This window comes from Pedobacter terrae, from assembly GCF_900100705.1.
In the GTDB taxonomy this organism is placed as follows: domain Bacteria; phylum Bacteroidota; class Bacteroidia; order Sphingobacteriales; family Sphingobacteriaceae; genus Pedobacter; species Pedobacter terrae.
This window is the reverse complement of record NZ_FNCH01000009.1, coordinates 146,735-169,594: the sequence shown is the minus strand read 5'-3', so window position 1 is coordinate 169,594 and position 22,860 is coordinate 146,735. Positions and strand designations below refer to the sequence as shown.

At 40.9% G+C, this 22,860-nt stretch carries 26 protein-coding genes; 4 read left to right on the top strand and 22 right to left on the bottom strand.

Annotated features, from left to right (window positions below; all coding sequences use genetic code 11):
- Positions 1–13: 13 nt before the first annotated feature.
- The 14 genes from BLR60_RS13305 to BLR60_RS13245 all read right to left on the bottom strand — a co-directional run bounded on the left by BLR60_RS13305 (position 14) and on the right by BLR60_RS13245 (position 15,654).
- Positions 14–454: a hypothetical protein gene (locus BLR60_RS13305; protein ID WP_090500604.1), complete on the bottom strand. Its 441-nt coding sequence runs from the start codon at positions 452–454 to the stop codon at positions 14–16.
- 61 nt (positions 455–515) lie between these two features.
- The gene (locus tag BLR60_RS13300) at positions 516–4,241 is read right to left on the bottom strand and encodes a phage tail tape measure protein (RefSeq protein ID WP_090500602.1); all 3,726 of its coding nucleotides are present in this window, start codon (positions 4,239–4,241) and stop codon (positions 516–518) included.
- 14 nt (positions 4,242–4,255) lie between these two features.
- A complete protein-coding gene (locus BLR60_RS13295; protein ID WP_090500600.1) occupies positions 4,256–4,687 on the bottom strand; it encodes a hypothetical protein in 432 nt (143 codons plus the stop codon).
- A gap of 69 nt (positions 4,688–4,756) precedes the next feature.
- Positions 4,757–6,622 carry a hypothetical protein gene (locus BLR60_RS13290; protein ID WP_090500597.1) on the bottom strand — a complete coding sequence of 622 codons (1,866 nt, stop codon included), beginning with the start codon at positions 6,620–6,622 and terminating at the stop codon, positions 4,757–4,759.
- A gap of 1 nt (position 6,623) precedes the next feature.
- Positions 6,624–8,825: a hypothetical protein gene (locus BLR60_RS13285; protein WP_090500595.1), complete on the bottom strand. Its 2,202-nt coding sequence runs from the start codon at positions 8,823–8,825 to the stop codon at positions 6,624–6,626.
- Between the two features lie 2 nt (positions 8,826–8,827).
- Positions 8,828–10,465 (bottom strand): hypothetical protein, encoded by a 1,638-nt coding sequence (locus BLR60_RS13280; protein ID WP_090500592.1) that lies wholly within the window; start codon positions 10,463–10,465, stop codon positions 8,828–8,830.
- Entirely contained in the window at positions 10,462–10,938 is a 477-nt protein-coding gene (locus BLR60_RS13275) for a hypothetical protein (protein WP_090500589.1), read from the bottom strand. Before BLR60_RS13275 ends, BLR60_RS13280 begins: the two co-directional genes overlap by 4 nt.
- Positions 10,939–10,984: 46 nt before the next feature.
- A complete protein-coding gene (locus BLR60_RS13270; protein ID WP_090500587.1) occupies positions 10,985–11,812 on the bottom strand; it encodes a hypothetical protein in 828 nt (275 codons plus the stop codon).
- Positions 11,809–12,312 carry a hypothetical protein gene (locus tag BLR60_RS13265; RefSeq protein WP_090500585.1) on the bottom strand — a complete coding sequence of 168 codons (504 nt, stop codon included), beginning with the start codon at positions 12,310–12,312 and terminating at the stop codon, positions 11,809–11,811. The genes BLR60_RS13270 and BLR60_RS13265 overlap by 4 nt, the downstream gene beginning before the upstream one ends.
- On the bottom strand, positions 12,287–12,817 hold the full coding sequence (locus BLR60_RS13260; RefSeq protein ID WP_090500582.1) for a CHAP domain-containing protein: 531 nt from the start codon (positions 12,815–12,817) through the stop codon (positions 12,287–12,289). Before BLR60_RS13260 ends, BLR60_RS13265 begins: the two co-directional genes overlap by 26 nt.
- On the bottom strand, positions 12,736–13,086 hold the full coding sequence (locus tag BLR60_RS24675; protein ID WP_143009082.1) for a hypothetical protein: 351 nt from the start codon (positions 13,084–13,086) through the stop codon (positions 12,736–12,738). The genes BLR60_RS13260 and BLR60_RS24675 overlap by 82 nt, the downstream gene beginning before the upstream one ends.
- Positions 13,083–13,322 carry a hypothetical protein gene (locus tag BLR60_RS13255; protein WP_090500579.1) on the bottom strand — a complete coding sequence of 80 codons (240 nt, stop codon included), beginning with the start codon at positions 13,320–13,322 and terminating at the stop codon, positions 13,083–13,085. Before BLR60_RS13255 ends, BLR60_RS24675 begins: the two co-directional genes overlap by 4 nt.
- Entirely contained in the window at positions 13,319–14,302 is a 984-nt protein-coding gene (locus tag BLR60_RS13250) for a DUF6712 family protein (protein ID WP_090500576.1), read from the bottom strand. Before BLR60_RS13250 ends, BLR60_RS13255 begins: the two co-directional genes overlap by 4 nt.
- Complete coding sequence (locus BLR60_RS13245; protein WP_090500573.1) at positions 14,302–15,654, bottom strand: hypothetical protein; 1,353 nt, start codon at positions 15,652–15,654, stop codon at positions 14,302–14,304. The genes BLR60_RS13250 and BLR60_RS13245 overlap by 1 nt, the downstream gene beginning before the upstream one ends.
- Positions 15,655–16,019: 365 nt before the next feature.
- Here BLR60_RS13245 and BLR60_RS13235 point away from each other — a divergent pair, with 365 nt between their 5' ends.
- Genes BLR60_RS13235 through BLR60_RS13225 form a run of 3 tightly spaced genes read left to right on the top strand, consistent with a single transcriptional unit; the run spans position 16,020 to position 16,912 of the window.
- Entirely contained in the window at positions 16,020–16,214 is a 195-nt protein-coding gene (locus tag BLR60_RS13235) for a hypothetical protein (RefSeq protein WP_090500570.1), read from the top strand.
- Positions 16,202–16,459 carry a hypothetical protein gene (locus BLR60_RS13230; protein ID WP_090500568.1) on the top strand — a complete coding sequence of 86 codons (258 nt, stop codon included), beginning with the start codon at positions 16,202–16,204 and terminating at the stop codon, positions 16,457–16,459. Before BLR60_RS13235 ends, BLR60_RS13230 begins: the two co-directional genes overlap by 13 nt.
- Positions 16,460–16,513: 54 nt before the next feature.
- The gene (locus BLR60_RS13225) at positions 16,514–16,912 is read left to right on the top strand and encodes a hypothetical protein (protein ID WP_090500566.1); all 399 of its coding nucleotides are present in this window, start codon (positions 16,514–16,516) and stop codon (positions 16,910–16,912) included.
- A gap of 117 nt (positions 16,913–17,029) precedes the next feature.
- Here the strand turns inward: BLR60_RS13225 and BLR60_RS13220 are convergent, their stop codons facing one another.
- The 7 genes from BLR60_RS13220 to BLR60_RS13190 form a co-directional block, all read right to left on the bottom strand.
- Complete coding sequence (locus BLR60_RS13220; RefSeq protein WP_167354734.1) at positions 17,030–17,482, bottom strand: JAB domain-containing protein; 453 nt, start codon at positions 17,480–17,482, stop codon at positions 17,030–17,032.
- 222 nt (positions 17,483–17,704) lie between these two features.
- The gene (locus BLR60_RS13215) at positions 17,705–18,136 is read right to left on the bottom strand and encodes a hypothetical protein (protein WP_090500562.1); all 432 of its coding nucleotides are present in this window, start codon (positions 18,134–18,136) and stop codon (positions 17,705–17,707) included.
- A 416-nt stretch (positions 18,137–18,552) separates the two neighbouring features.
- Positions 18,553–20,100: a hypothetical protein gene (locus BLR60_RS13210; RefSeq protein WP_090500561.1), complete on the bottom strand. Its 1,548-nt coding sequence runs from the start codon at positions 20,098–20,100 to the stop codon at positions 18,553–18,555.
- Positions 20,087–20,566, bottom strand: coding sequence for a hypothetical protein (locus BLR60_RS13205; protein WP_090500559.1), 480 nt, complete (start codon positions 20,564–20,566; stop codon positions 20,087–20,089). The genes BLR60_RS13210 and BLR60_RS13205 overlap by 14 nt, the downstream gene beginning before the upstream one ends.
- A gap of 94 nt (positions 20,567–20,660) precedes the next feature.
- Positions 20,661–20,930 (bottom strand): hypothetical protein, encoded by a 270-nt coding sequence (locus BLR60_RS13200; protein WP_090500558.1) that lies wholly within the window; start codon positions 20,928–20,930, stop codon positions 20,661–20,663.
- The gene (locus BLR60_RS13195) at positions 20,923–21,474 is read right to left on the bottom strand and encodes a phospholipase D-like domain-containing protein (RefSeq protein ID WP_143009081.1); all 552 of its coding nucleotides are present in this window, start codon (positions 21,472–21,474) and stop codon (positions 20,923–20,925) included. Before BLR60_RS13195 ends, BLR60_RS13200 begins: the two co-directional genes overlap by 8 nt.
- Before the next feature lie 4 nt (positions 21,475–21,478).
- Positions 21,479–22,159 carry a hypothetical protein gene (locus BLR60_RS13190; protein WP_090500554.1) on the bottom strand — a complete coding sequence of 227 codons (681 nt, stop codon included), beginning with the start codon at positions 22,157–22,159 and terminating at the stop codon, positions 21,479–21,481.
- A 63-nt stretch (positions 22,160–22,222) separates the two neighbouring features.
- Here BLR60_RS13190 and BLR60_RS13185 point away from each other — a divergent pair, with 63 nt between their 5' ends.
- Complete coding sequence (locus tag BLR60_RS13185) at positions 22,223–22,414, top strand: hypothetical protein (protein ID WP_090500552.1); 192 nt, start codon at positions 22,223–22,225, stop codon at positions 22,412–22,414.
- Here the strand turns inward: BLR60_RS13185 and BLR60_RS13180 are convergent.
- Positions 22,404–22,670, bottom strand: coding sequence for a hypothetical protein (locus tag BLR60_RS13180; protein ID WP_090500551.1), 267 nt, complete (start codon positions 22,668–22,670; stop codon positions 22,404–22,406). The two genes, BLR60_RS13185 and BLR60_RS13180, sit on opposite strands and share 11 nt — an antisense overlap.
- Positions 22,671–22,860: the final 190 nt, after the last annotated feature.

Genomic DNA, 22,860 nt, shown 5'->3' with positions numbered 1-22,860 from the left:
TCAATTGTAACGGTTATTTTTTTATGGCCATACCGGTGGCTTCATAGCCAGAGTATGTGCTTGGCGTTGCCGGAACAAAATTAATCTTCAGATTAATTATTCCATTACCTCCAGCTAAATGAGCCTTTTTACAGAGCTCAGCCAAAACTGATGATCTTGTAGCAGAACTGAAAACACCAGTTGTTACAACATTAGTCCCACTTAAACTTCCGAGAACATCATCTTTAAACTTTTTCTCACCCTTATCTGACAACTCATATCCTGATAGATGGATGGCAGAAACTGATGCTATTGGCTCGTAGCTGAAATTTACTGAATTTGATTCAGTCAAAAATATGCCTTGTTTAGCATATTCTGAATAGTCTATGGCCGACGAAGTGCGCACCACCGGTAATCTAACGCTGCAGCTTGTTAGTCCAGCTGCAAGCAGTGTTAAGAGCATTAACTTTTTCATATTATAATAATTTTAAAGGGCCTAAAATAATAAAACCCTTGCGCTAAGCAAGGGTTTATGTTTATCCAGTTTGTGCCGATCTATCATTTTGCAGCTTCCGGTTATAATCTTCCATTGCCTTCCACTCATTAACAATCGGTAAGCTATTGAACCTACGCTGTTCACTTACAAATTCACCAAACAAAATTTCCAATCGGTCAAGTCTGGTTGTACTTGGCTCGCTGTAAACTGGATTTGAGGTTGTGCTTGTGGCATTACCATTAAAACCGCCGGCTGCATAGGCCCTTTTATCCTGCCTTGCGGCTTCCAACATTCCTATAACATTAGCGTATCGAGGGCTTTTAACCATCCAATTAGGAGCAATCCATTCCTTTCCTGCTTCTCCAGCCATGAAACTTCTACCTGATGCAGACTTTTTGAAAACTGTCGGCTGGCCAACATACCCGGCAGGATCACTATCACTAAAACCGCCCTGTGCAAACTCTGGCATGGGCTGTGCCAAAATTATAGCAGATTGTAGGGCCGCACCCGCAATAATGGCCGGAATAGCGAATGGTGATAAGATACCGGTTTGAGCCATAACTTTTGAAACCGCGATGGCCCCGTTAACAACAACCTGAGCCAAAGCTGCAGCCTGGTCTGCTTTCCATGCTTTCTCTTTAGCCTCCTTAACCTTTGCGTCGTAGCGTTCATTTATTTTAGTCTTTTGATCTTCAGTTAAATTTGCTTTGCTTAATTCAGCATCTCTTTCTCTATCAAGGGCTTTAATTTTCCGATCGGTTTCAGCAGCACGGTTATTGCCCATAATATCGAAAACCCCATCTGCAGCTTTCTGAGTTGAATCAAGAATGAAGTTCTTTTTATCTTCTTCTGTAGCTTTTGTTTCTACTTCAATCTCTTTTCGTCTGTTTTTTTCAATCAGCTTAAGAGCATCCTGAAATTCCTTGGTGGCTTGAAGTTCTTGGCTGAATTTGGTTTTGAGGGCCGTAATCTCATCATCGTACTGTTTATTGATTTTTGCTAATCGCGCTGCAGGCTTGGAACCGGAGAGAGAGTCATATTCCGACTCAATGGCTACCTTTTCCTTTTCGAGACGTTCTTTCTCACGAAGTTCAGCTGCAGATAGTTCCTTTGACCGCTCAATTTTTAGTTTATTAAGCGCATTCTGATTACCGGCACTTTTGACTTCCTGATCATCATAGAACTTGTTAATCTGATCCTGTTGTTTTTTGATTTCGGTCTCGTGTACATCAGCAAGCCTTGTGCGAAGCTCTGAAATTTGGCGGTTCATTTCAGTTTCCTGGCGGACCCTTAAATCTGAAACAGCTTTCTCCCGATCAACCTGTATCTGGAGAATGTTTGTATTGGTTTTTTGCTCCTGCTCCTTATTTTCTTTCTTCTGTTCGGCCGTCAGTTTAAGTTTTCTGTTAGCCTCCAGCTGCTTTAAGAAATCTTGCTCTTTTTTGATCAGGGCATCGTACTTATCCGCTTCTTGCTTGACCTCTTTTTCATTAGCGCTCAGCTGATCATTTAATCTCTGCAGCCGAAGTTTTTTGTAATCATCATCAAGGCTTTCAAATTCAGATAAAGCTTTCTTCGTTGCTGCCTTTGCTGCATTTTCTGTTTTTTTATCCGGCTTTCCAGGCACTACGCCGCCAGTTGTAGTAGGCGATGTTTCTTCAATGGCATTCTTAAAAATATCCGCACCATACAGATTTTGAATCTCCGCAATGCTAGCTTTATTGGTTTGGATCTGTTTATTGTTATTTTCCTTGATTCCGTTCCTAAGCCTGGTTACGCCGCCTTTGTAGCCAACAGCTCCATACACAGCCTGAAACCCCTCATTTATAGCACCGAAAAAGCCGGAACCCTCTGATCCGTCAGCAGCCGCCAAAGCTATATTTTCCTTCTGCAACTCTTTGATTCTCTCCTGTGCCGCCTCTGCTAGGCTTTTCTTCTCCAGGGCATTGATATACTTGTTAATTGCCCCAACGGCTTTACCCGCCAATATCTCTTCGTCGGAATATTGCTTTAAATAAGCAGGCATAATATCGCGCAGCTTATTTACGGCTGCTAATTTTTCACTTCTTGTAAGATTTTCTGTTTTGATCGCCTTAACCAAGGTTTCAATGGTAGATTTCTCATCAACCATTTTCTTTGCTGCAGCTTCTTTTACATTATTAAGGTTTGTCTGGATTATAGCAGCTGCTGATGTTTCGCGGGCAAAAAGCACGTAAGCAGCTGTTAATGCTGAAATTATAGCTAGTATCGCACCAACAGGATTGGCTGCCATTGACAACCCCAACAGTCGTTGAGCTGCAGCAGCTCTGCCGGTATCGCCGGTCAGCTTGGCCATCGCAAGGGCATAAAGGAGTGCAACTGTTCGCCCAACAGCCATAGCTGCAGAAAGTAATGTAGTCTGAATAGTAGCAACCAGGGTTGCTGCTCTATAACCTAACCAGGCAGCTGTTATTACAAGCGCTGACTTTATAACTGTTCCTATAGCCTCACTATTAGCTTTAAGCCACTTAACAGCACTTGCGGCCATTAGGACCACTTCAGAAAGAAAACTTACTAAGGTCTGATTGGAAGCCAGGCTGTTGAAATCTTTGCCCAGCTTATCAACCTGTGCACCTAAAGTTTGATTTTTAAGCGTGAAAGCCTCATTAATATCGTCGTATTCCCCAATGGCTGTTGTGGCATCCTTTATCTTACCACTGAAGAAATCGAAGTTCTGGCCGAGCTTAGTAATTGTCTCAATAGTACGAGCACCTTCCTCGCCAGCATCATCAAGCGATTTGGTCACATCAGAGAAAGCATTTTTATTGGCCACTAACCCACGTGTATATTTCAATAATGCTTCTTCAGGAGCCTTACCGAGTAATGCAGTAAAGTCTTTTAATGAAACACCGGCTATTTTTGCAGCTTTTGGAGTGTCGCTTGAGATGCTTAATAATAGCTTCTGCATAGCAGTCGCAGCGCTTTCAGAGCGGCCACCAAGTTCCTCAATGCCGGCGCCGAAGGCCAATGTGGCGGGTAAACTTAAGCCTGCAGTCTTTGCAATGCCAGAGACGCGTTGGGTGAAATCAGATATGAAACCAGCGCTGGCCACACCATCATTTGCCAATTTAACCATGGCATTTCCCAACCTGGTAATGTTATCACCGGTTACTTCACCATCAAATACATTCAGGATTTTTCCGAGGGTGGTGGTGATCTGATCGGCGTTACCAAGTTCATCACCCAAGGCAACAACGAGTTTATCTGTTGCCTGCACAAAATCCAGTATTTGGGATTTGGCAACACCAAGCTTACCGGCAATAATTGCAATCTCCCTTAAACCTGATTTGCTTGTCCTGGTATCGAGCTTACCCAAGCTTGCATCGAGATTTAAAACACCCGCCTCAGTTAAGCCGGTAACACGCCTTAAATCAGCCAGGCTATCGCTTAGTTTTGCATTACTTGAAATGATATTCTGAAACTGAGCAGTGATAAACTGGAAACCCAAATATCCGGCTGCCAAAGAGCCAACCTTACCAAGTTCCTGGCGGATTTGTGCAAAGGCTCCGCCAACTTCGTTTACTTCATTCCGTATATTTCGTAAATGCTGACGGCTGGCATGTAGCTGCTCCATTTTGCGCTGCCATTCGGCGGTACCAACAGTCAGACCATTTAGCTCCCTTTCGAGCTGTTTGGTTACCTGAGTAAGATTTTTTATTGAGTTTTCGGCCGGTTTACCATCAATGTATAAACTGGCCTTGATTGACTTTGGAACTGCTGTTGCCATGAGAGCGTTGAGATTTAGCGTACTAGTATTTTTTCAATTTTTGCGAATACCTTATCGCCGTGATATTGGGCGATGATATTGGCGAGCTCCGGGAAGAGCTCCTCGATCACTGGATTAAAGAATGGCTTGGCCTTTCGTTTGCCTGTGCCCATTTTGCCCATACTGAGCGGGTTTGTTTTCCCCTTTCCGCCTCCTTTCAAAGAGAACTCTCCCGACTTATTTCCACCATAGCCACGGCCAGCACCCTTATGGACAAAGGCCATATAGTAGGGCATTGAAAAATCAATTTTTGAAGCTTCACCGGCATATTTCTTTACCGATGCCTTTTGTTGATCGTGACCGGGACCAACGTTAAGTACCAGGCGTAGAACTTCAAGCTTAATTTTCCGCCTGGCTTTATTGGTCCATTGGGAAACATCGGAATTGTACTGGGTGAGTAAAGACATAAAAAAAGCGTTCAGAGGTTATTCTGAACGCTAAGGAGGGGTAATTTTAAACGCTGGTAAACGACAGGCCTAGAACACGATCAGCAGCCCACGTCCGCGCTGATCATCAAAGCCATACACATCAAAATCGTGGTCACTTACATAATAATAGTTATCGCGTTGTCTGAAATAATACTTTTTGCCGAAAACCACTATATACTTTGGAACAGCATTTTTAATCCTTAATTCAATGGGTGCGATGTCATAAGATTCAATAAATTCTGTAATGGCTACAATACCACCTACACCATAGCTGTCTGTTGAACTTGTAATGGTTCCGCTAACTGTTCGTGGTCCCTGCGATTTTTGGGGCATGTTTTCTTCAGGGCCAGATTGACCAGGTGGCCACTCCCTGGTTGCCCAGTCAAAGTAATAGAGATCATATTCAATTTTGCTAACCGTTAGTTCAGTGAAATATGCCCTGAATGCAGCAAATCCAACAACATTGTTAAAAGCAGGGATAACCGGCTGAATCTTTACACTGGTCCTTGAATCCAGTGTAATCGTTCGGCAATCAACTTCCACGTCTATCAGATCCTCATTACTATTCCTGATTGAATATGAGACTTTTTCCGTTAAGGCCAGTGAATAGAAACCCTCCCGGCTTTTAAAAGCAATTTTTTTAAAAGAGGTCAGTTTAGCAGTAAGGGAGCTGCTTATCAATGCTGTTAAGCGAACCTTTTTGCTATCATTCAAAAATTTATAATAGAAAATTTCATCATTTCCGATTTCCATTGCCCTGGCTTCAGGAAAAAACTTGCCTCCACCCACATCTTTCATGCCTTTAAAGCTGATCAATCTCATATCGTTATGTGGGTAAATTGGCTGATTTGTGGCAGGCATAACGTAGTTATCGACTGTTCTTTCTTTGAGCGTACTGATATCGATCTCAATTCCCTTATCACCATCACCAATGATTACCTGGTTAGTTGGCGCGGACTGCTTTTCATCATTAATCTTGATTTTAAATAGCTCATCTGTATCATCCGGCTTAAGCGTCAAGGTATAGCCAACAACCTCAGGAGGTGCAATTTCCGTAACATCCGAAACATAAGGAGTTAAATCGATAATGTCCTGCGTAGCGATCAATGTCTTGGCTGAATCGATATATGCTTTGCCATCCAAAAGGTTAAATGATATCGATATGTTCAACCGCTGTTTATACATTTTGAAAAAATCGGATATCGTGATACCTGGAGGGACTGAGGCTAAAGAAGAGTAAATAAAAATACCATCGATGCCACCATAAATATAAATGGCCTTGTTATTCTCATCCTGAAAAAAACTGCCAGCCATTTCAAAACCCAAATACTCAAGTATCCGTTCAAAGATATATTGCAATTTGTAAAAGGCAACCACAGGACTATTAAGGGAAAAGCTCTGGCTGGAATGGTTCCAGTTATTTACAAAAGAGTTGTTCGCAACGGGATTGTAAATTGGGAAAAATGCATACGGATAGTTCTGTGGGTTAACGCACGTGTCTTTCATTAATGCAGGCGTGGTAAGATCAGCACTAAGCCGGCCATTTCCATCAAGGGTTGTAATATTATTAACTTTCGAGTTTTTAGCCTTGCTGACTAGTGTTCCGTAGTTGATTTTGAGAAGTGCCTTGAAGTCGCTCCCCTGCAGGCTGTAGGTGAGCAGGCCAGCAAAGAAGCTTGTTCCGGACACGAAGGTCTGTACCTCTAGCTGGTATACGTCGTTGGAGGATTCAACTAGGTGGCCGCTTTTAAAAAACTCTTTATTCCAGGCATCGCCCGGCATGTTGAATGAATAGGTTATATCTTCAAAATAGTTCTCGTTATCTAAAAAGAGCGGATTATTCCGCTCTATTGAAATTGAAGTATCCGAGAAAAGGTGCGCAGCGCGACCTCCCTTGTTTATGATTTGAATCATTTTAGTACAAACTACTTAACCATTCTGCTTGAATATCTAATAATAAATTCTGAGCCTGTGCGGAAGTTGCTGGATGTATATTGTCTGGAATCCAGTACTGTAAGACGGTTATATCTTTGTCCGGATCTGTTCCATCTACACCTGCATACGCAGCTCTGCCAGGGTCATCTGTCCATAAGTGCTGCGTCCCCTTAATTCTGTTTTGCGACCAACCAGTTTTTTTCCATGTTTTTAGAATGGGAATACCCCAGTGTTCTGCAACTGCCGTTTGAGCTTTTGAAACAATTGGATTCAATTGATTTTCATAATGTCCTACTATCGCTATACGTGCATAAGGGTTTGCCTTTAAGATCATACCAATATAAAAATTCATGGCTCCCAAAAAAGTTGTTTTGTCTTCTGGATTTTCAGGCTGAGTCAAGTAATTTTCATCAGTTTCGAATACCGGATTCGGACGTTCATTATAACCATGCGCAAACAGCCAAGAATCTGGCATAGGATTTGTTCCGTCCAGATATGGGACAATCCTGTGCTCGTAACTACACTGAATGTAAAACTCGGCATCTGTAATACCTCGCTTTATTGCTTCTACTTCATGTTGCCCTTCAAAATATGCTCTGTCTGGTGGCGCCGGCAAACCATCACCCGTGGCTAAAGCTTTGTATATGGAGTCCCAATTTGCAAGAATATAAACCTTTTCAGCGATAGTATCACCCATCGCTCTTAATATTATAGGCCATGCCCTTTTTTCTCCTGGATACTTTGGAACACCCGAACGTGCGCAACCGCTTGAGATCGCTTCATTTATAGGGAAACCTCCATTTTTCAATATCGCAGCAGGTAGATCGTAGCTTAGCGCCCAAATAGATGTGCCATAATAATTTACCCTTAATCCATTTAGCCAAGAATTTGGATATCTGATCTGACTATTGTAGAATCCAGAACGCACACCGCTGACCTTATCATTGTTGCCTACTACCAGTTTTAACTCAGATGATGCATTTGGCACATACTGAAAGTTGGCTCCCAAAGCCTTAAAGTCGATCCTAACATTAAAATCTATGAAGTGCATTCCGTTTGCTGACCAGGCTCGTCCTTCAAAGCTCTTTAAGCCTTGTAATTCATCTATAATTAGCTGAGGCTGGTTATACTGTACAATCATATAAGCGGTAGAGGTGCTTAGATTCCTTATCTCAATTGCAAATTTATAACTAGCATCAAGAGGCGATACAGGTGCATTTGTCGCAACTGCATGAAACCTCCAATCGTCATTTATAAAAGCATTTGGCACCATGATATCAAAAACAGGAGTGGCTGATATAACTTTTCTTGCCAACCTAGAATATTTTCTGTTTTTTTCTTTTAGATAACTCGGCATATTTTCAACGTCAAGCTTATCTAATAAATTAGCTGAATCACTAAAAATACCTGTGATTACATGCAAGTTTGTGCCATTATTATCGAAAGTAAAGTCAATGGGGAGTAGACTCCAGTCAATACCAACATTATACTTAAACAAAGCATCTGCATATGAATATTCAGTCTCCCCATTATAAAAAGTTATGCCTGTTTGTTCAGTTGGCACAGTCTCGTCTTCCGGTATTAAATACCAATTTGCGGCGGCTGTGAGATTACGTAAAATTATCGTTCGAGGATTGGAATTTACTTGAAGGATAATCCAGTCGTGTAATTTTTCATCATCAACTGGTTGAATACTTAGAGCCTTAATAGCATTTAGAATAATTTTTTCATCTGCAGAATATTGTGCTTCTTTATTCAACAGAAAATCAGGGAGTAATTCAATTGATTTTACATAATTATTTAAGTCTATATTAAAATTTGCACTACTGAATTGTGATCCATTCCATACAATAACACCTGCAGCACCTGTGATTTCTTGATTGCCAAAATTCGCATATTGGCCCGGTTCCGCGAACCAGAACATGGGCTTGCTCAGTTCACCATGGTTATCGCCAGGTTTTATACCAGCTTCTGGCTTTGCAGGGAGTTCAAGATTATATTCGAGCTGGGAAAACGGCTTTAGTCCATCACCAACTTTAATATTTACATAACTTGTGCCGTCAGTATTGTAAAAACGGACATAGATAGTTTCACCATCGTGGGGAATGAAATCTTCAAGAAGCCATTCTGCTTCGGTCAGTATTAAGTTTTTAATTCTTGCTAAGAGAACAGGAGTAGCCATTGTTATGAAATTTGTTGTTGAATAATTTGTTTTGATGGGTTTGCAGGTGTCCCCGCTAAAATTAAAATCGGGCCTGTGTACGGCGGTTGGAAAGAAGATCCTGAAAATGAAAAATCATCTTCAATGTCGTTCTCCAGATAGTTTTGATTTGAATATAAATACTGGTATTCAAAAGACTGTGCATATAAGAAGTCGCTGTCTGCGGGCTTGGCAACCGAATCGCTTGTAACCTCAATTGGCAGAATAGTGTTTTTAATGTATCTAAACTGGAGATTCGATAGAAAGAAATCCTTATTAAACTTTATGATGTCCGGATCATTAAAACCAGTGGATGCCTTAAACTTATCAGTACCGGTCTTTCCATAAACTTTAAATTCACCGTTTGTTACCTTGTAACCTGATTGAAGCAACCGAGAGGCCTTACTTGAGTTTATTTCCAACGTAGGTTGATTTACACCGGTGAAACACCTTGAATCCAGTGAGCCCCAGCTGCTCCAATTCAGGAAGTACCTTAAATACCGCTGGCCATCGCGTTTTATAAAATATTCCTGTTTTTCTGATATCCTATTGCCGGCATTATCAATCAAGTTAATTTCATATCTGTCCAACTGTTTTACGCCATTATATATATTGCCAGGACTTACATTAAAAGCAAACTTTCGGTGCTGATCGAGGTTAAAAGTTAAATCGTTTGCCGAATCACTGCTACCATCTGAAAAAAATCGCTTAATTAATAGTTTTGCCCCAGCCTTGGTCGACCTGGTATTAAAAAAATAAAGAAATTGTGGCTGATCGATTCGACCATATTGTGACTTGGGTCCTTGCTTTAAAAAACGGTCTTCCGTAGGTGATCCACCAGCAATCAGGCTAACCAGGTTAACAGACGATTTAGATTGAAAGCTCAGTCCACCGTGTAGAACATTAAACACATTGGATTTTAACAGCTTTTTGACCGTAATGGTGTCCCCGAAACTTTCAGCAAATTCAAAATAGAATTTGCGGGCAGTATTCATACAACTAAGAACCGTAATGCCAGGAACTTCAAGCCCATATTCATCTATATCTGCAGTTATTTTTTGATGGATTTTATCGCCCAGTTCTGCAATTGCTAACCCACCTGATCCGTTCTGGATATCGAGATAAGTTTTATAGATTTCATCGTAACCGGTATGGGTATTATTTTCTAGAAACAAACGAAAGAATACGCGATAATTAGGCTTTACAATTTCAGCTTTTCCGATCGTGGTATTTGTACCTCCTGAAATGAAGTCAAATCCAATTGTTTTCTGCTTTGCGGTAAAGATGATGTTGTAGCCGGAAAATGAAATATCAAAATCAGTACTCAGTTGGTGATTGGATTGAAACGAACCTGCTACATCGCTTGCAGGCAAAGCGGTTCCGTTGCCACAAAGAAATTGGGAACCACTATCATCTGGAGCAAGTGCGCTCATCATCGTAACAGTGTTATTCCCGTACTTAATTTCAATGATAGTACCAGGAGCGGTAATTGCTGCAATGTTGATCGAATTAACAGCATAGGAACCTACCTGTTGAAAATAATCTGCACATTGGAACTTGGCAGTAATGTAGCTATTGCTAAATGAATGAAGCTGAGGGCTTGAGGCAAGTGTTACGCTCATATTCCATCCTCCCAATCGTTGGCATTCACTTCACCATTGTAAGGTTTTGAGAAGCCAAATTGAACCACCCAACCATAAAGCTGATCTGTAGTAGGACCAATTCCGCCACCACCTGCTTCCAAGCTGTCGCACTGATAGAAATCCTCTACTTCAGCTAACATCTTGTTAAACACCTTATCGGAAATCAATTTACATTTATTAAGACAAGCTGCTTTGGTAGTAACCTTTTTATCCAGGATAATATAAGAGCCCTCCCATGATTCCGATAGATTGTCCATACCTCCTGATTTATCGATATCGGGCGTAAGAAAGAGCATTAATGGAAATTTACAGCCCTCTTTGATGGCCGTTTGCAAATCCTCAAAATCTAGTTGAAAAAAAGATCGTTCCCTGAAATTCTCCGGATCGTGATCCAGGTCCTTTAATTTTTGGGCATAAAGTTCAAAACGATCGACAATTGCCTGTATTTCCATAACACGAATTACGGCATAAGGCAATCGTCAATAAACGACAGGTAAATTAGGCAGTTATGCTTTTTTGGGACTCTTTAAAAGCAATACGCATTTCCTCCAGCCCATCGAGAACGAAGTCGGCATTTTCCAGTCGCAGCACGCCTGTAGTTCCCCATTTTGGGCCAAGTAATTCGCGGAAAAGGGAAAATATAGTTGCTGGAACTTGATCACTTTCAGAATCTACATTTTCACCTGTGCCCACTGGAAAGGCTGTAGGACGGTAACTCATTTGGAGGTTAATCGACGCTGTAAACCACGCATAAATTGCGAGTTTTATCCTATGGTGAACGTTGCCAACGCTTTTTGCATTTTTGGATATCAGGTTTTCGTTAAATGGCTCACGGATATCCCCAACCTTATCAAGAGCATGCTCATCAGTTGACTTTTGGCGATAAAGGATAGCGATTAATTCATCAAGAAATTTATCATCCTTGAACTGGGTGTAATAATTCCAGGCCTGATAGGCAAAACACCACTCTCCAAAGTTCAGCTCGCTTAGGAACTCAGATGGTGCAAAGTGTTTTTTCTTACGGAGCTGCAGCGTTGGGAAAAAGTTTTTTACCGGTACCTGAACATCCATAATAAAGTTCGTGAGCGACACCAAGCTATGTTTATCCTCATCAGGCAAGTAATAAAGAATGTGATAATTATCTACGCCCATTAATACAGTTAAAAGGCTCATTGCCATGGTATATGGGTCAGCCTTACTGAAGCTTCTTATTTCGACTATTGTCGCGTATTGATGCGCTTCTAATTCTTCCCAAGCGGAGGGAATTTCTGCAGAAAAAGGCACTTCCTTTTCATCTTTGATGTAATTACCTGAGATAGGAATCATGAACGTGATTTATAGCGTAAAAATAGGTAAATGGCAGCAATCGCGACTACAAATATTGATATCACCGTCAATACTCCCATAAAATTATATCTTTTTGACTCAGACTGCTTATTCTTTATAACCATATCGTTTTTAACTGAAATCCCCTTTGAAACATTGATTTTAGCATTTGAATCGATCTTATTTTGAGTGGTTAAAGCACTTTTAAGGCTCTTTTTTTGTTTCCCATGGATCGTTACACTCTTAGCTTTTCCAACAAAGCCAGTTAATTGATTAAAAGTTACAGTTCCGGTATCGGGAGTAATGTTGACCCAATATTCATTTTCTGAATCTTCGAATGAAAAAACATAGGAATTATTAGTTTTTGAAAGCTGAACTAAGCTTGAGCTATCAATCTTGGTATCAAGCCTGGTACTTGTTTTCACAGCTTGTAGGTCAACAGTTCTTTTACTGCATGCTGCCACCAGCAGGAAGCTAATTAAGATAAGTACTAACCGCATAAATTTGAGATTTTAAACGCCTTTTACGATATACGCCATCGCCTTCGCGACTGCCTGCTTCATTGGTATTGCCTTCAACGGTAATGAGATAAGTCGATTCCCACTTATCGACAAAGCCGGTATGAGCGACTCTTTTTTTCGTGGGGTAGTAGATAAAGAACACGTCACCTGGCCCAGGCGTCCGGGTAAGCTTATTTGTTCGATAGATAGTTGTTCCCTGTTCCATAAGGGCAACACATCCACCAGACCGGGCTTTTTTGACTCCGCTCTGTCCAAGTGTCCAAGATACGAACGCAGCACACCAGGGGTTACCAGGCTTAAGCCATACATAAGCGAGATACTTTTCAACATCAACGCCGTCGTTCCGACCTGTCCGCTCCCGCACACCAATAGCGGCATTGTAGGTTTTTTGGATTCCATCCCTTAAGCTGATGCCAGATTGAGCAGAACTATTGAGCCCACATAAAACAATAAAAGCGAACAGGAAACTAAGGTTTTTTGCCATGGTGTTAAGGATTTAAATTCGTTACTGAAGAAATGTTTTAAGTAGGTTTTTTGGTCTGGCCAGAATGCTCCAAATGCAAGCCATCCACAGGTAAAGCACACTGCAGCTTTTACCAGAGACAGGTTTATTGACTGAAGAACTCCAGCATCATAAGTACCGGCAGTTGGATCAATCCATCTAAGCACATATTGGGCAGCGAAGAAAAGTAGCAGGTTAACAATTATCGCACTGTACTCTTTTACTTTCTTGATAAGGGTTTTGGGTGTCATGATTTGCGTTTTATTTTAGAATGAACTTTTTCTACCAACTCAATACACTTGAGGATAAGGGTCAGTGCTGCGACCAGCATGCCGAAAACCACGCCAAGACTGGCGGCGATTTTCAAAGCATGTTCGTCGGTTACGAAGGACTGGACCGACAAGAGCAGGCCGCTGCCGAAACCACCGGCCATCCCAATGGATGGCCGATCGGTTAAAAAAGTGAGAGCGTTTTTTAAATCTATCATAGCGTGTAAATCCCTTTTTCAGGATCATTTGTTCTTTTAAATCTTCCCCTTTTCAATGGCTGAGGTTCGTAGCCGTCTATAGAATCAATATTGGCCAATAAGAACTGTAGTCCATCCTGTATGAATTCATTTCCGTCTTTAGTGAGCTGTTCAGCTGCAGCCTGGATTGCGGTATTGTAAATGGCGCTGTTATCCTTAATGGTTTCATAATTTGAGCTTAGGTTAACAGAGGCCATACCATTATCAATTGTAATGATGCGTTCAACAGAAGCTTTTGCAATAGTTAAAAGTGCTATGCCTGGCTTCAGATAAGATTCAACCAATTCAAGTGTTTTTCCATCGAGGTTGTCCATCCTAAGTATTTCCATAAATGCTTTCCCAAACAATGGGATAAGTATCTGATTCTCGATACGGTACATGATCGGCACCATTACCTGGAATGCATACCGGCTTCGGCGGATATTATACTGATCATCAAAGTCAGCTGCAGTCTCGATCAAACATCTTTCAACCTTTGAAAATTCTTTGGAATTGATGTATTCGGGAAATATATCAGCGTTATACTCCAAAAACTCAAGCAATTCCTCAATTGCATCAAAACCTAGCTCCAAAAGTGATTTCTCGACTTTATCTACCTGCCACTGAAAAGCGTTTTTAGTATTGTCATTGCTTAGGATCTGGATTCCAGAGGCTCCAATTGTAACGCTCAAAACAGGCAATCCGATTAAATAAGCAAGATTGGCCTCTATTTTCTGGCACAATTCTATTGCTTCGCGAATTTGAGGATCAGTAATTGCCGAAGTATCTTTACCTGCAGCTTCATAAGCAGATGCAAAAGCATCGAATTGCTCCTTTCCGATCATAAACCTGATAAACTGGCGTTCCGCCGTGGAAAGGTAAGGTTTAAGCAACTCGATGTTTTGCGTCATACTTACAGGAACCTGGTCCTGTATTTCTTTTATTTTGCTGACCAATTTCATTAGCTTACTACTTTTTTAGTGCCGGCACCGGTATCAAGGGTTGTCAACACCTGATCCTGTACACCGATCTGAATTTCTGGATCAAAACCATTATAAGCCTGGGCAAACTTGAAAATACCCATATTGATATCCCGATCAGCTTTCAATAAACTTCGCATGAACAGTCCGCTTTCGCGGATATTTGAGCCACCATTATTTGCACCACCGGTATAATCGCCACCGGTATTACCCTGGCCAACAGTTGCTGGATTGATCAGCATTGAGAAAAGTATTTCAGCATTACCTGCTGCAGCATCTGGAAGATATGCGTCACTTCTCATTTTATCATCAATGGTTTTAATCACCCAACCACCCACCGGTTTACCGGTCTGCTTATCTGTCCTGAAAAAAGAGACAATAGCTTTTTGAGCGTTTGTTGCACCGGTTAAATTATCTGTAATCTCATCGATCAGATCATCTACGATCTCATCCTGCTTTTCCTGCTCAAGTGTCTTAAAGTTTGGATACAATTCCTCCAGGTATTCGATTGGAATTTGTACATCATACTTCAAACTCATCTGATTTTTGAAAAGTGCTTTTTTATAAGTGGGAATTGATGTAACGATATCCAGCCATCCGCTTTCGCGTGAACTGTCCCAGTAGGCGACAGGATAATAATCATTTAATACATCTGGCCAATATTGCGGCATGATGTACTTGAAATTGCTGGTGTTTTTCTTGATCGCTTCTATCTGGTCATAAAAGCGTATGCTATCAATATGCGGGTAAGTGGCTAATTCTTCATTTTTAGCATCCGGAAAATTACCACTTACAAAAACATTGGGAATCTTACCATTGGTATAAGGTGCCAACCTGCAATGCGAAGCTTTGTGGTAATCTATGCCCCACACTGCGGTTTTATTCCCATTCATTCGGATTTCAGGAAAATTGATCCCGAAATAAGCGTAATCCTGCATTAGGCCAAGGCGTACCATATCAAAATTGGATCGGCGGGTAATTTCATCCCATTCAGGGCATTTAACGAGCTGTACTACCTCTTGACCGTTGTTTTCCATGTCGACAACCTTATAAGTCATCAATCTTTGACCGTAGATGTACTTAGTGAGCAACTGCAGTCCGGCACGGCCAACTGTACTTTTGCGCATGAGCTTCGCTACAATTTTGGGAAAATCATTATTTGTGCCCCAGGGTACATACAGTTTTTTACCAGTTTCTTCTTCAGTGGATAAGGCTCCCTGTTGGTGAAGAGCTTTCGGGGATTGTTCCCCGATACTTAAGAGTACTGGCCCGCCCGATCTGTAAGCATACATTGCAGAACCAGTGCTGCTTCTTTTAATAATCGACTTACTCATACCCAGTAAATTGGTTGTCCGTTAACTGTAAACATTAGCCTATTGTGGACCGCATATTTTTTCCCAGTCTCCATATCCTTTATTCCGCACATTTCATGTACATTTTTACAGGTTGGAGGTAATCCGCATGAACATGCCTTATCCAGGGAAACCAATTCACCTCCAGTTCCTTTGTCACGGTTACATTTCATAAAATCTATGGAGAATGAACCGTGTCCGTCTCTGAAATCGTGTTTTCTAATAAGCGTCAAAGCGTTTTTGAGAGCGATCATATTACGAATGTCGGGAGCTTACGATCCGCGGTAAACGACAGGGAAAAAAGTAAACAAAATCTTTAGTGTGTTAAAGATTTTATATATTTGGATATGACGATCAGAGAAGCATTTACAGACCTTATCAATCAAAGAGGTTGGTATGTCAAATTAGAAATACCTGAAGGAACCGCTAATTCGACCAAGAAAAGGTTTTTGGAAGGGAAACCGGTAACGGAAGATAAAATGAAAGAAATTTTGCAAAGGGCCGGTTATAGAATTAAACAGGTGGAGCTATGGGAGAAGTAATAAGTAAATATAAATTCCGTAAAATGTTTTTTATCTGCAGAGATAAGAAAGTGATCGCGCCAAATGTTGGAATGACCCAAGCATACCAATTACGAGAAACAGCCGAGCAGGTTTGCAAGGATAGAACAACGCATATGATTTGGGAGGACCAAAGCAAACCTATACCAAAAGAAAGTGTAGAAGGTTTTTACCTGGTGCCTGAAGCGCTATACAATGAAATCCTAAAAAGTCATGTAGATAAATAATGCAATTACGGGAAACCGTATTTTTTTGCTAAACACGATTTGCAACTTAGTGCCATGGAAAAAATTATAACATTAACACTAACCGAAAAAAAAGCCAGGATGTTGTTCGACAACCTGGTTGTGCTGACTAGAGATCTGGATGATCTTTACAAAAAAAATAATAATCCAGGGACAAAGGAAAACGCCGATCTGATGGAAGAAGTTTTCGAAGATTTAAGGATGAATATTTTTAGTGATCAGGAACAATTAAATTTAAACTATAAAACAAAAAAAATGAAAGTAAGAGTTATTTCAGCAAGAGCAACTGATACATTAGAAGAAAAGATAAATGAGTTCTTAGATGAACAAGATGTGGATGTTATCGACATTAAAATAGCATACAATGACGATATTAAAAAGATGATGGCATTGATCCAATATAGAGAAATTCCATTAGGTGGCGCGCAGTTGTAATATCGAGGGGTTAATAGCCCCTTTTGTTTTTTGCTACTTTTTTATTCAGGGCGACTGAAGAAAATAAAAAAGTAGGACAGGCACAAAAAAAAAGCACCATTTAGGTGCTTTTTAGCGTTATAGAAGACCTTCATCGGCAAAGCTATAATAACTATCTTCTGTAAGGATTAAATGATCTAATAGCCTTATATGGATCATTTTCGCACCTTCAAATATTTTTTCTGTTGTTGAAATATCTGCAGGGCTTGGCCGGAGCGTTCCCCCTGGGTGATTATGGGCCAGGATTATACCTGTTGCATTACACTTCAAAGCGATCTGAAGTACTTTATAAATGTCCATCGGGCAGCAATCAACGCCACCACTACCAATTTTCACTAATCCTAGAACATTATTACCATTGTTCAGTAGGAGCAGAAACGAGCTTTCATAAAGATTTAAATCATCAAGCCAATATTTTCTGAAAATGACTTCGGAGTTTTTGCTTGTTGTAATTTTTGGTCGGCTAGATATTTTGAAGTCGGGTTTGTAAGAAACTGTTATTTCAGAGACGTTATAGATATCATCAAGCATAATAATTAAAAAATTGGTTGTATTCGAAATTGTAAAGCTCTGGGTTGTCATTCGCCAATTGTTCGGCATATCCATCCCAAAAAAGGCCGTCAAGGTGTGTTATAAAGGCATCAAACATTTTTAATACCTCCTAAATATGTAACTTTGCTTTTCATTAGTTAAAATTTTAAGTAATTAGAATTTTAAGCCGTTTACCTCTGCAAAGGCAAACGGCTTTTTAGTTTAAGGGAGAATAATTTCGGCTTCGATTTCCGATCTGCGATTTTGTAATAAACCACCAAGAAATTCTATTACTTTACCGATCAAAACAGGGTTTTTAAGCTCAAACTCTCGTCTTTTATCATCTTTTATGGTCAGCACGCAACCTTGGTAATAATGATCCTGCTTTAATAAATCTTCGTCTTTTTGTTCAATTTCAAACTCCTCCAGTCTTTCAATGTAAAAGCCAAGCCTGGTAACATGTTTGATTTTGTCGTGAAGGGAACTAATAATTTTTGAAGTTTCTTCGAGGTTTGGCTTGTGGCCCTTCGGCTCGATCACCTGAGCTTCTTCAATTTTTGCGGTGTTCAACAATTTCATTTTTGGAGTTTCTGCTTTTGCGGTTGGTGCTTTATCTACTTTAGATTTAGCACTTGTTTTCGTTTTTGTTTCCATATATAAATATACTAAAAGTCTTTAATATATTAAAGACCTAAGCAATTTATTTTCAGAATTTTAACACTTTTTTTTATGCATTTTTTCTATCTCATATTTTTAGATAGTTTATGCTTTAAGATTTTGATTTTTAGACGCTTTGCTTTTTGAGATTCCCTTTCGAATCTCAAAAATATCCACGAAGTGCACCGCCTGCCCTATCGAAAAAGGCAATTTCCCTTTTTTCGATTTCTACGGAATATGATAGGCGGGCGGGGCCAAGTCAGGTAAAAAAATGTCGGGGGGCGCGGGGCGGGCGGGCCAAGTAAGCTAAAAAATGTTTTTGGGATGGGTAGGACGGCACTAGGCAGCCCCCTTACGCATAAAAACCTCATTGATTTTAATCAAATGAGGTTTTTGCCTATTAATAATTGAAGTTATCTAGTCCTGGTTCTGATTACGCCCGTACGCTCTTCGGTTCGGGTGCCATACTTACCAAGCGCAATGGTATCATGCGCATCAGAGAAGTGGGTTGTTGTTCGCTGATCTATATTGCGGTTCTTTTCATCTGCTTTATCCTTTTCAAAGCCGTTGCGGCCTTGTTTGATATTGGCATTGTTGATTGATATGATCAGATACTTGCAATGGTGACGATTGTATATAAACTTAGGTATGTTAGGATGGTCCCCCTTATGCGCATAACCCCAAAACTTATATCGATCATCATGCCCTGGCTGTTGTCCGATATAGAAGTGTATTGGGTTAAAGCCGTGGCTGATCAGTGTCTTAGCCACTATCTCCGCATAGGTAGCACCAATACCATTCTTGCCGATAGCGGTATGGTCATACCAGAAATGTACGTTACGGTTGCGATGGAAACGGTAATAGGTACACCATTTGGTAACGAGATCTTCAATCCGTTCACTCTCATCGATGCTCATTGCTGACAGATACCGGAAAACATTGTTATACTCCTGACAGGTAACCACACCATTGAACCACGCACCCCAGTCAAAGGATATCTCTAATGGCTGGTCCATCTGCACATCATTGTCCTGAAGGGAATTCAGCTGCTCAAACGCCTGTGCGTTATATCCATTGTTATTATCTATAATGCCGTCCAGATGATCGTTATTGAAATCTATGTAAGTATGCATCCGATCATTGAATAACGGGTAGAAACCACCAATAACTTTCTTTGGCCTTATATTTCTAATCTCGATATCGTATTCGGAAGGTAATAAGATTCGTTGCTGATCCTTGAACCAATCTGGCGGAAGGTTGTGCGCATTTATTGCTGAAGGACCCTCTATCCATAGATAGTCCGCAGGAAACTGCTTTGCCAATTCCTGATACTGAAATATCCACTCAGCTCTTCGCATACGGGGCATGGAGCAATACATTGACAAGCGGCGATAAGTCCGGCGGTTTTTAAAGCGCTCGTATTCTCCGCGCATTGTAGGAATTACCTGGCTTTCTAATTTGCCCTGGTCAATATCCTGTGCCTCATCGACCATTCCCGAGCTGTAGTTACCACCACGGCTATTTGTATCCTGAGATAGGAGATCATAACAGCTGCCATTAAAAAACGTGATGGTATGGATAGCATCTAAAGGTGGTTCGTACGGCGAATTCCATTTCCAATTCTTTGGAGGTAACCTGCCAACAAAATAATGCAGGTCTTTATAGAAACCGAGCATCTCTAGAGCTTTTATCGTACTCGGTAAAGTCCTGGTTAAAATCTGCTGATAAGTTTCACCCAAAATGAAATTTTTCGAACGTGGCATATCATACACTACATTCTTAATATCGATTGCTGCTCCTGTTGACTTACCGCCACCACGCCCGACCTGAGTAACACGGATACGCTGAGGCGCAAGCTCCAGTATAAGCTGCATAGGATTTAGTAGTAATTTAGCTCCTGGAAGAACACCTGCAGCTTCAGTGTCAATCAGCAATGATCCGTCGGGCCTAATCAGATTCATCGTCCTTGATTATTTCCGCCTCATCAGCGTGTTTCGACATTTCATTGACCAGTCCCCCTAAATTGATATGGCCGCCGGTAATCATAGATTGCAGTGCAGATATTACATTTTGCGGCAAGCTGATGTTATAAGTGTTTGGTTCCAGTTTAGAGAAGTCCGGAAGATCAGGATCTACTGTGTTAACGCCATTGATACTTGCCATTTCTTTAGCACCTTGGATCATGGCCACCTCATTGTTTTTTATACGGGCAATACCGATCGCATCTTTTACGATTTCCGTTGCCAGATGCTTAATACCCTGTTTTGTTGACTGTGCGATATCTCCAAATAAACTCAATGCATTAGCACAGTCACGGTAAGCGGTCGCCCGGCTTAAGCCAGGAAAGCGCTTCATTAAGAGCGCTGCCGAATCTGCCGTACTATGGCCATTACGCTGAAGTGTAAAAGCCTCCTGCCATCTGGCCAAAAGGGTTTGCTGGTGTAAAGTGAGGTTTGAAGCATCGCCGTCAGGATTTTTAATTCAGCGATGATCTGATCATAATTAGATAATTTTAATAGACTCATCGTATTTTCCTGTCGTTAATGTTTATGGCATCTGCGATCTTTAGTTCGATGGCCATGGCCGGCGAGCTCAGCTGATCAGTAAGTTTTATAATGCTTTCATTGAATGTTGCTTTACGGAGCAGTCGCCTCCTCAAAAAGGCAATTCCTTCTTGAGAATTTTCATCATCAATGTTTTCCACTGGTACGCCCGTGACCAGGGCGATTTCTGATTTTTCTAAGTATCTATAGGCGAAATCTTCTATTTCTTTTAAAATGTTATCAGACATTGGCTACTCCTTCCATTATCCAATTGATGTTGCTTTGCGCCAAATCATCGTTTACGATTATCACGCCAACCTCAGTACGCGGATTACGGGTAAGATTCGCGGACCCCATGAGTGTAAGGGAAAGGTTATCGCCTTTTATAACGGTAACTTTTGCATGGCTTTTTGAAAATTTTAGCGAAGAAAAAGTATTAATTGCCTGATGATAGAGGTCGGGTTTACGATTGCGAAAACCCTCATCAATAATTCCTACAGCTGATTTGACCAAACCAGAGTTTAGCCAATGGCTGTAATACCTGAGTGCTTCCGGACCAATTGACCAGGTAGAAAAATAGATATCTGCAGCACCGGTTTGTTGCAATAGATATTCGATCAGATCAATAGCACTCCAGGCCCCATCTGTTTTAAAAAAAATGGAAATATCGGATTCTAACCTGCCTATGTTATGAGAAATTTGGTTTAGCTTTCTGCCGTCCAAAAACTTAAATGCAGTCTCCAGTTTTATGCTATCCGCTGACCCTTTGGACTCCGGAGCAGAGATATCCATTGATTTAAATAGCATATCCATCGATCCTTTCCAAAACAAGTTTATACCTGGCTTCCCGGGCTTCAATACGTTGTGTTATTTTTAATCGTGATTTATCAGAATCGGCTACTTTAAGCTTCTTTCTATCTTTAGAAATGTTTGGGCCTAGATTGGCTTTTTCCTTGAGTAACTGTTGCAAGCTCATGTGCTGCACATCAACAACAACCTGTTTTTGTTCCTGCTCCCTCAGGTGGCCAGTATCGTTCCACTCATCAATGATGGCCCATGCTTCATTAACCTCATCCATTAGATCAAGTATTTCAATAGCAGCATCCAATCGGTGCTGTTGGCTGTCCATTACCCGGACGGCTTCAAATAGTCTACGTGCTTTGGCGTAGTTGAACCGTTTTTTCTCGAGAATCTGGATGATTTGATCAGGAGCAGAATCATAAGAGATCCGCATTTTTTCCGGCGATGGCTCCGGTTCCGGAGCTTCCAAAATAATAATTGGCTTTGGTTCTAAATTAGCTTTTAAATTCAGGGCGGCTAATGCCGCAGTAAGTTTGGAAAGATGGAAAGATGTGCTACCCGATTTAAATAGGGCAGAAAGGCTTTTATTGTCCCCGTACTGATCATAAAGCAGTTTTCCATGTTCATAGGTACGGTTTGGATCATTAAGCCAGGATGTGAGAGACGCAATTGCCATATTGTAAAAATGGCAATTGCTCTACTGCAGGTAAACGACAGGTCTTTTCTCTACTTTTGAAGTATGAAAAGATTCTTAGCATTTGCATTTTATGGATATGAAGCCCATGGCGGCATGAATGATCTTATAGGTGATTATGACACACTAAAGGAGGCAGTAGAAGCTGTTCAAAAGTTTATTAATGAAGCAATAAGAGGAATGTATCCTGATGGCCACGTGTATGATACCGAACTCAGAAGAATAGTTAGTAACTAGGATTTAAAATTGGTGGGTTCACCAACCAGTAATACTTTTTGTTGTTTTCATTAAACGCATATTGGTAATGTGCGGCTTCCAAAATTTCCCTGATCCTTTCGGAATCTTCAAAGTAACCTGGTAAGACTTCATGTATTTTCTCGAAGAATTCTGGCGTGCTCATTGGCATCTCACAAGATTCCCAATCTGCAGCTGGAGAGAAAAACCGTTCCAATTGTTGGAACAAAACACTATTTGGATATTTTGGTTCAGACATATAAAAACGGTAAGGCCTGCTACTAAGTGTATGAATACCCCTATTGGCTGCTTTTTTCCGACACGTCGAAATTATGGCAGGCCCACGCCTTACCGTATACCGGTAGTGCGAGATATTCAAGAAACTTAGTAGCGGTACAAACATAAAAAAAACCGCTCAATCCTGAGCGGTTCTTTAACTAACTAAAACT

Coding starts and splice junctions, on each gene's coding strand:
- BLR60_RS13305 (WP_090500604.1), bottom strand. CDS start 454: ATGAAAAAGTTAATGCTCTTAACACTGCTTGCAGCTGGACTAACAAGC.
- BLR60_RS13300 (WP_090500602.1), bottom strand. CDS start 4,241: ATGGCAACAGCAGTTCCAAAGTCAATCAAGGCCAGTTTATACATTGAT.
- BLR60_RS13295 (WP_090500600.1), bottom strand. CDS start 4,687: ATGTCTTTACTCACCCAGTACAATTCCGATGTTTCCCAATGGACCAAT.
- BLR60_RS13290 (WP_090500597.1), bottom strand. CDS start 6,622: ATGATTCAAATCATAAACAAGGGAGGTCGCGCTGCGCACCTTTTCTCG.
- BLR60_RS13285 (WP_090500595.1), bottom strand. CDS start 8,825: ATGGCTACTCCTGTTCTCTTAGCAAGAATTAAAAACTTAATACTGACC.
- BLR60_RS13280 (WP_090500592.1), bottom strand. CDS start 10,465: ATGAGCGTAACACTTGCCTCAAGCCCTCAGCTTCATTCATTTAGCAAT.
- BLR60_RS13275 (WP_090500589.1), bottom strand. CDS start 10,938: ATGGAAATACAGGCAATTGTCGATCGTTTTGAACTTTATGCCCAAAAA.
- BLR60_RS13270 (WP_090500587.1), bottom strand. CDS start 11,812: ATGATTCCTATCTCAGGTAATTACATCAAAGATGAAAAGGAAGTGCCT.
- BLR60_RS13265 (WP_090500585.1), bottom strand. CDS start 12,312: ATGCGGTTAGTACTTATCTTAATTAGCTTCCTGCTGGTGGCAGCATGC.
- BLR60_RS13260 (WP_090500582.1), bottom strand. CDS start 12,817: ATGGCAAAAAACCTTAGTTTCCTGTTCGCTTTTATTGTTTTATGTGGG.
- BLR60_RS24675 (WP_143009082.1), bottom strand. CDS start 13,086: ATGACACCCAAAACCCTTATCAAGAAAGTAAAAGAGTACAGTGCGATA.
- BLR60_RS13255 (WP_090500579.1), bottom strand. CDS start 13,322: ATGATAGATTTAAAAAACGCTCTCACTTTTTTAACCGATCGGCCATCC.
- BLR60_RS13250 (WP_090500576.1), bottom strand. CDS start 14,302: ATGAAATTGGTCAGCAAAATAAAAGAAATACAGGACCAGGTTCCTGTA.
- BLR60_RS13245 (WP_090500573.1), bottom strand. CDS start 15,654: ATGAGTAAGTCGATTATTAAAAGAAGCAGCACTGGTTCTGCAATGTAT.
- BLR60_RS13235 (WP_090500570.1), top strand. CDS start 16,020: ATGACGATCAGAGAAGCATTTACAGACCTTATCAATCAAAGAGGTTGG.
- BLR60_RS13230 (WP_090500568.1), top strand. CDS start 16,202: ATGGGAGAAGTAATAAGTAAATATAAATTCCGTAAAATGTTTTTTATC.
- BLR60_RS13225 (WP_090500566.1), top strand. CDS start 16,514: ATGGAAAAAATTATAACATTAACACTAACCGAAAAAAAAGCCAGGATG.
- BLR60_RS13220 (WP_167354734.1), bottom strand. CDS start 17,482: ATGCTTGATGATATCTATAACGTCTCTGAAATAACAGTTTCTTACAAA.
- BLR60_RS13215 (WP_090500562.1), bottom strand. CDS start 18,136: ATGGAAACAAAAACGAAAACAAGTGCTAAATCTAAAGTAGATAAAGCA.
- BLR60_RS13210 (WP_090500561.1), bottom strand. CDS start 20,100: ATGAATCTGATTAGGCCCGACGGATCATTGCTGATTGACACTGAAGCT.
- BLR60_RS13200 (WP_090500558.1), bottom strand. CDS start 20,930: ATGTCTGATAACATTTTAAAAGAAATAGAAGATTTCGCCTATAGATAC.
- BLR60_RS13195 (WP_143009081.1), bottom strand. CDS start 21,474: ATGGATATCTCTGCTCCGGAGTCCAAAGGGTCAGCGGATAGCATAAAA.
- BLR60_RS13190 (WP_090500554.1), bottom strand. CDS start 22,159: ATGGCAATTGCGTCTCTCACATCCTGGCTTAATGATCCAAACCGTACC.
- BLR60_RS13185 (WP_090500552.1), top strand. CDS start 22,223: ATGAAAAGATTCTTAGCATTTGCATTTTATGGATATGAAGCCCATGGC.
- BLR60_RS13180 (WP_090500551.1), bottom strand. CDS start 22,670: ATGTCTGAACCAAAATATCCAAATAGTGTTTTGTTCCAACAATTGGAA.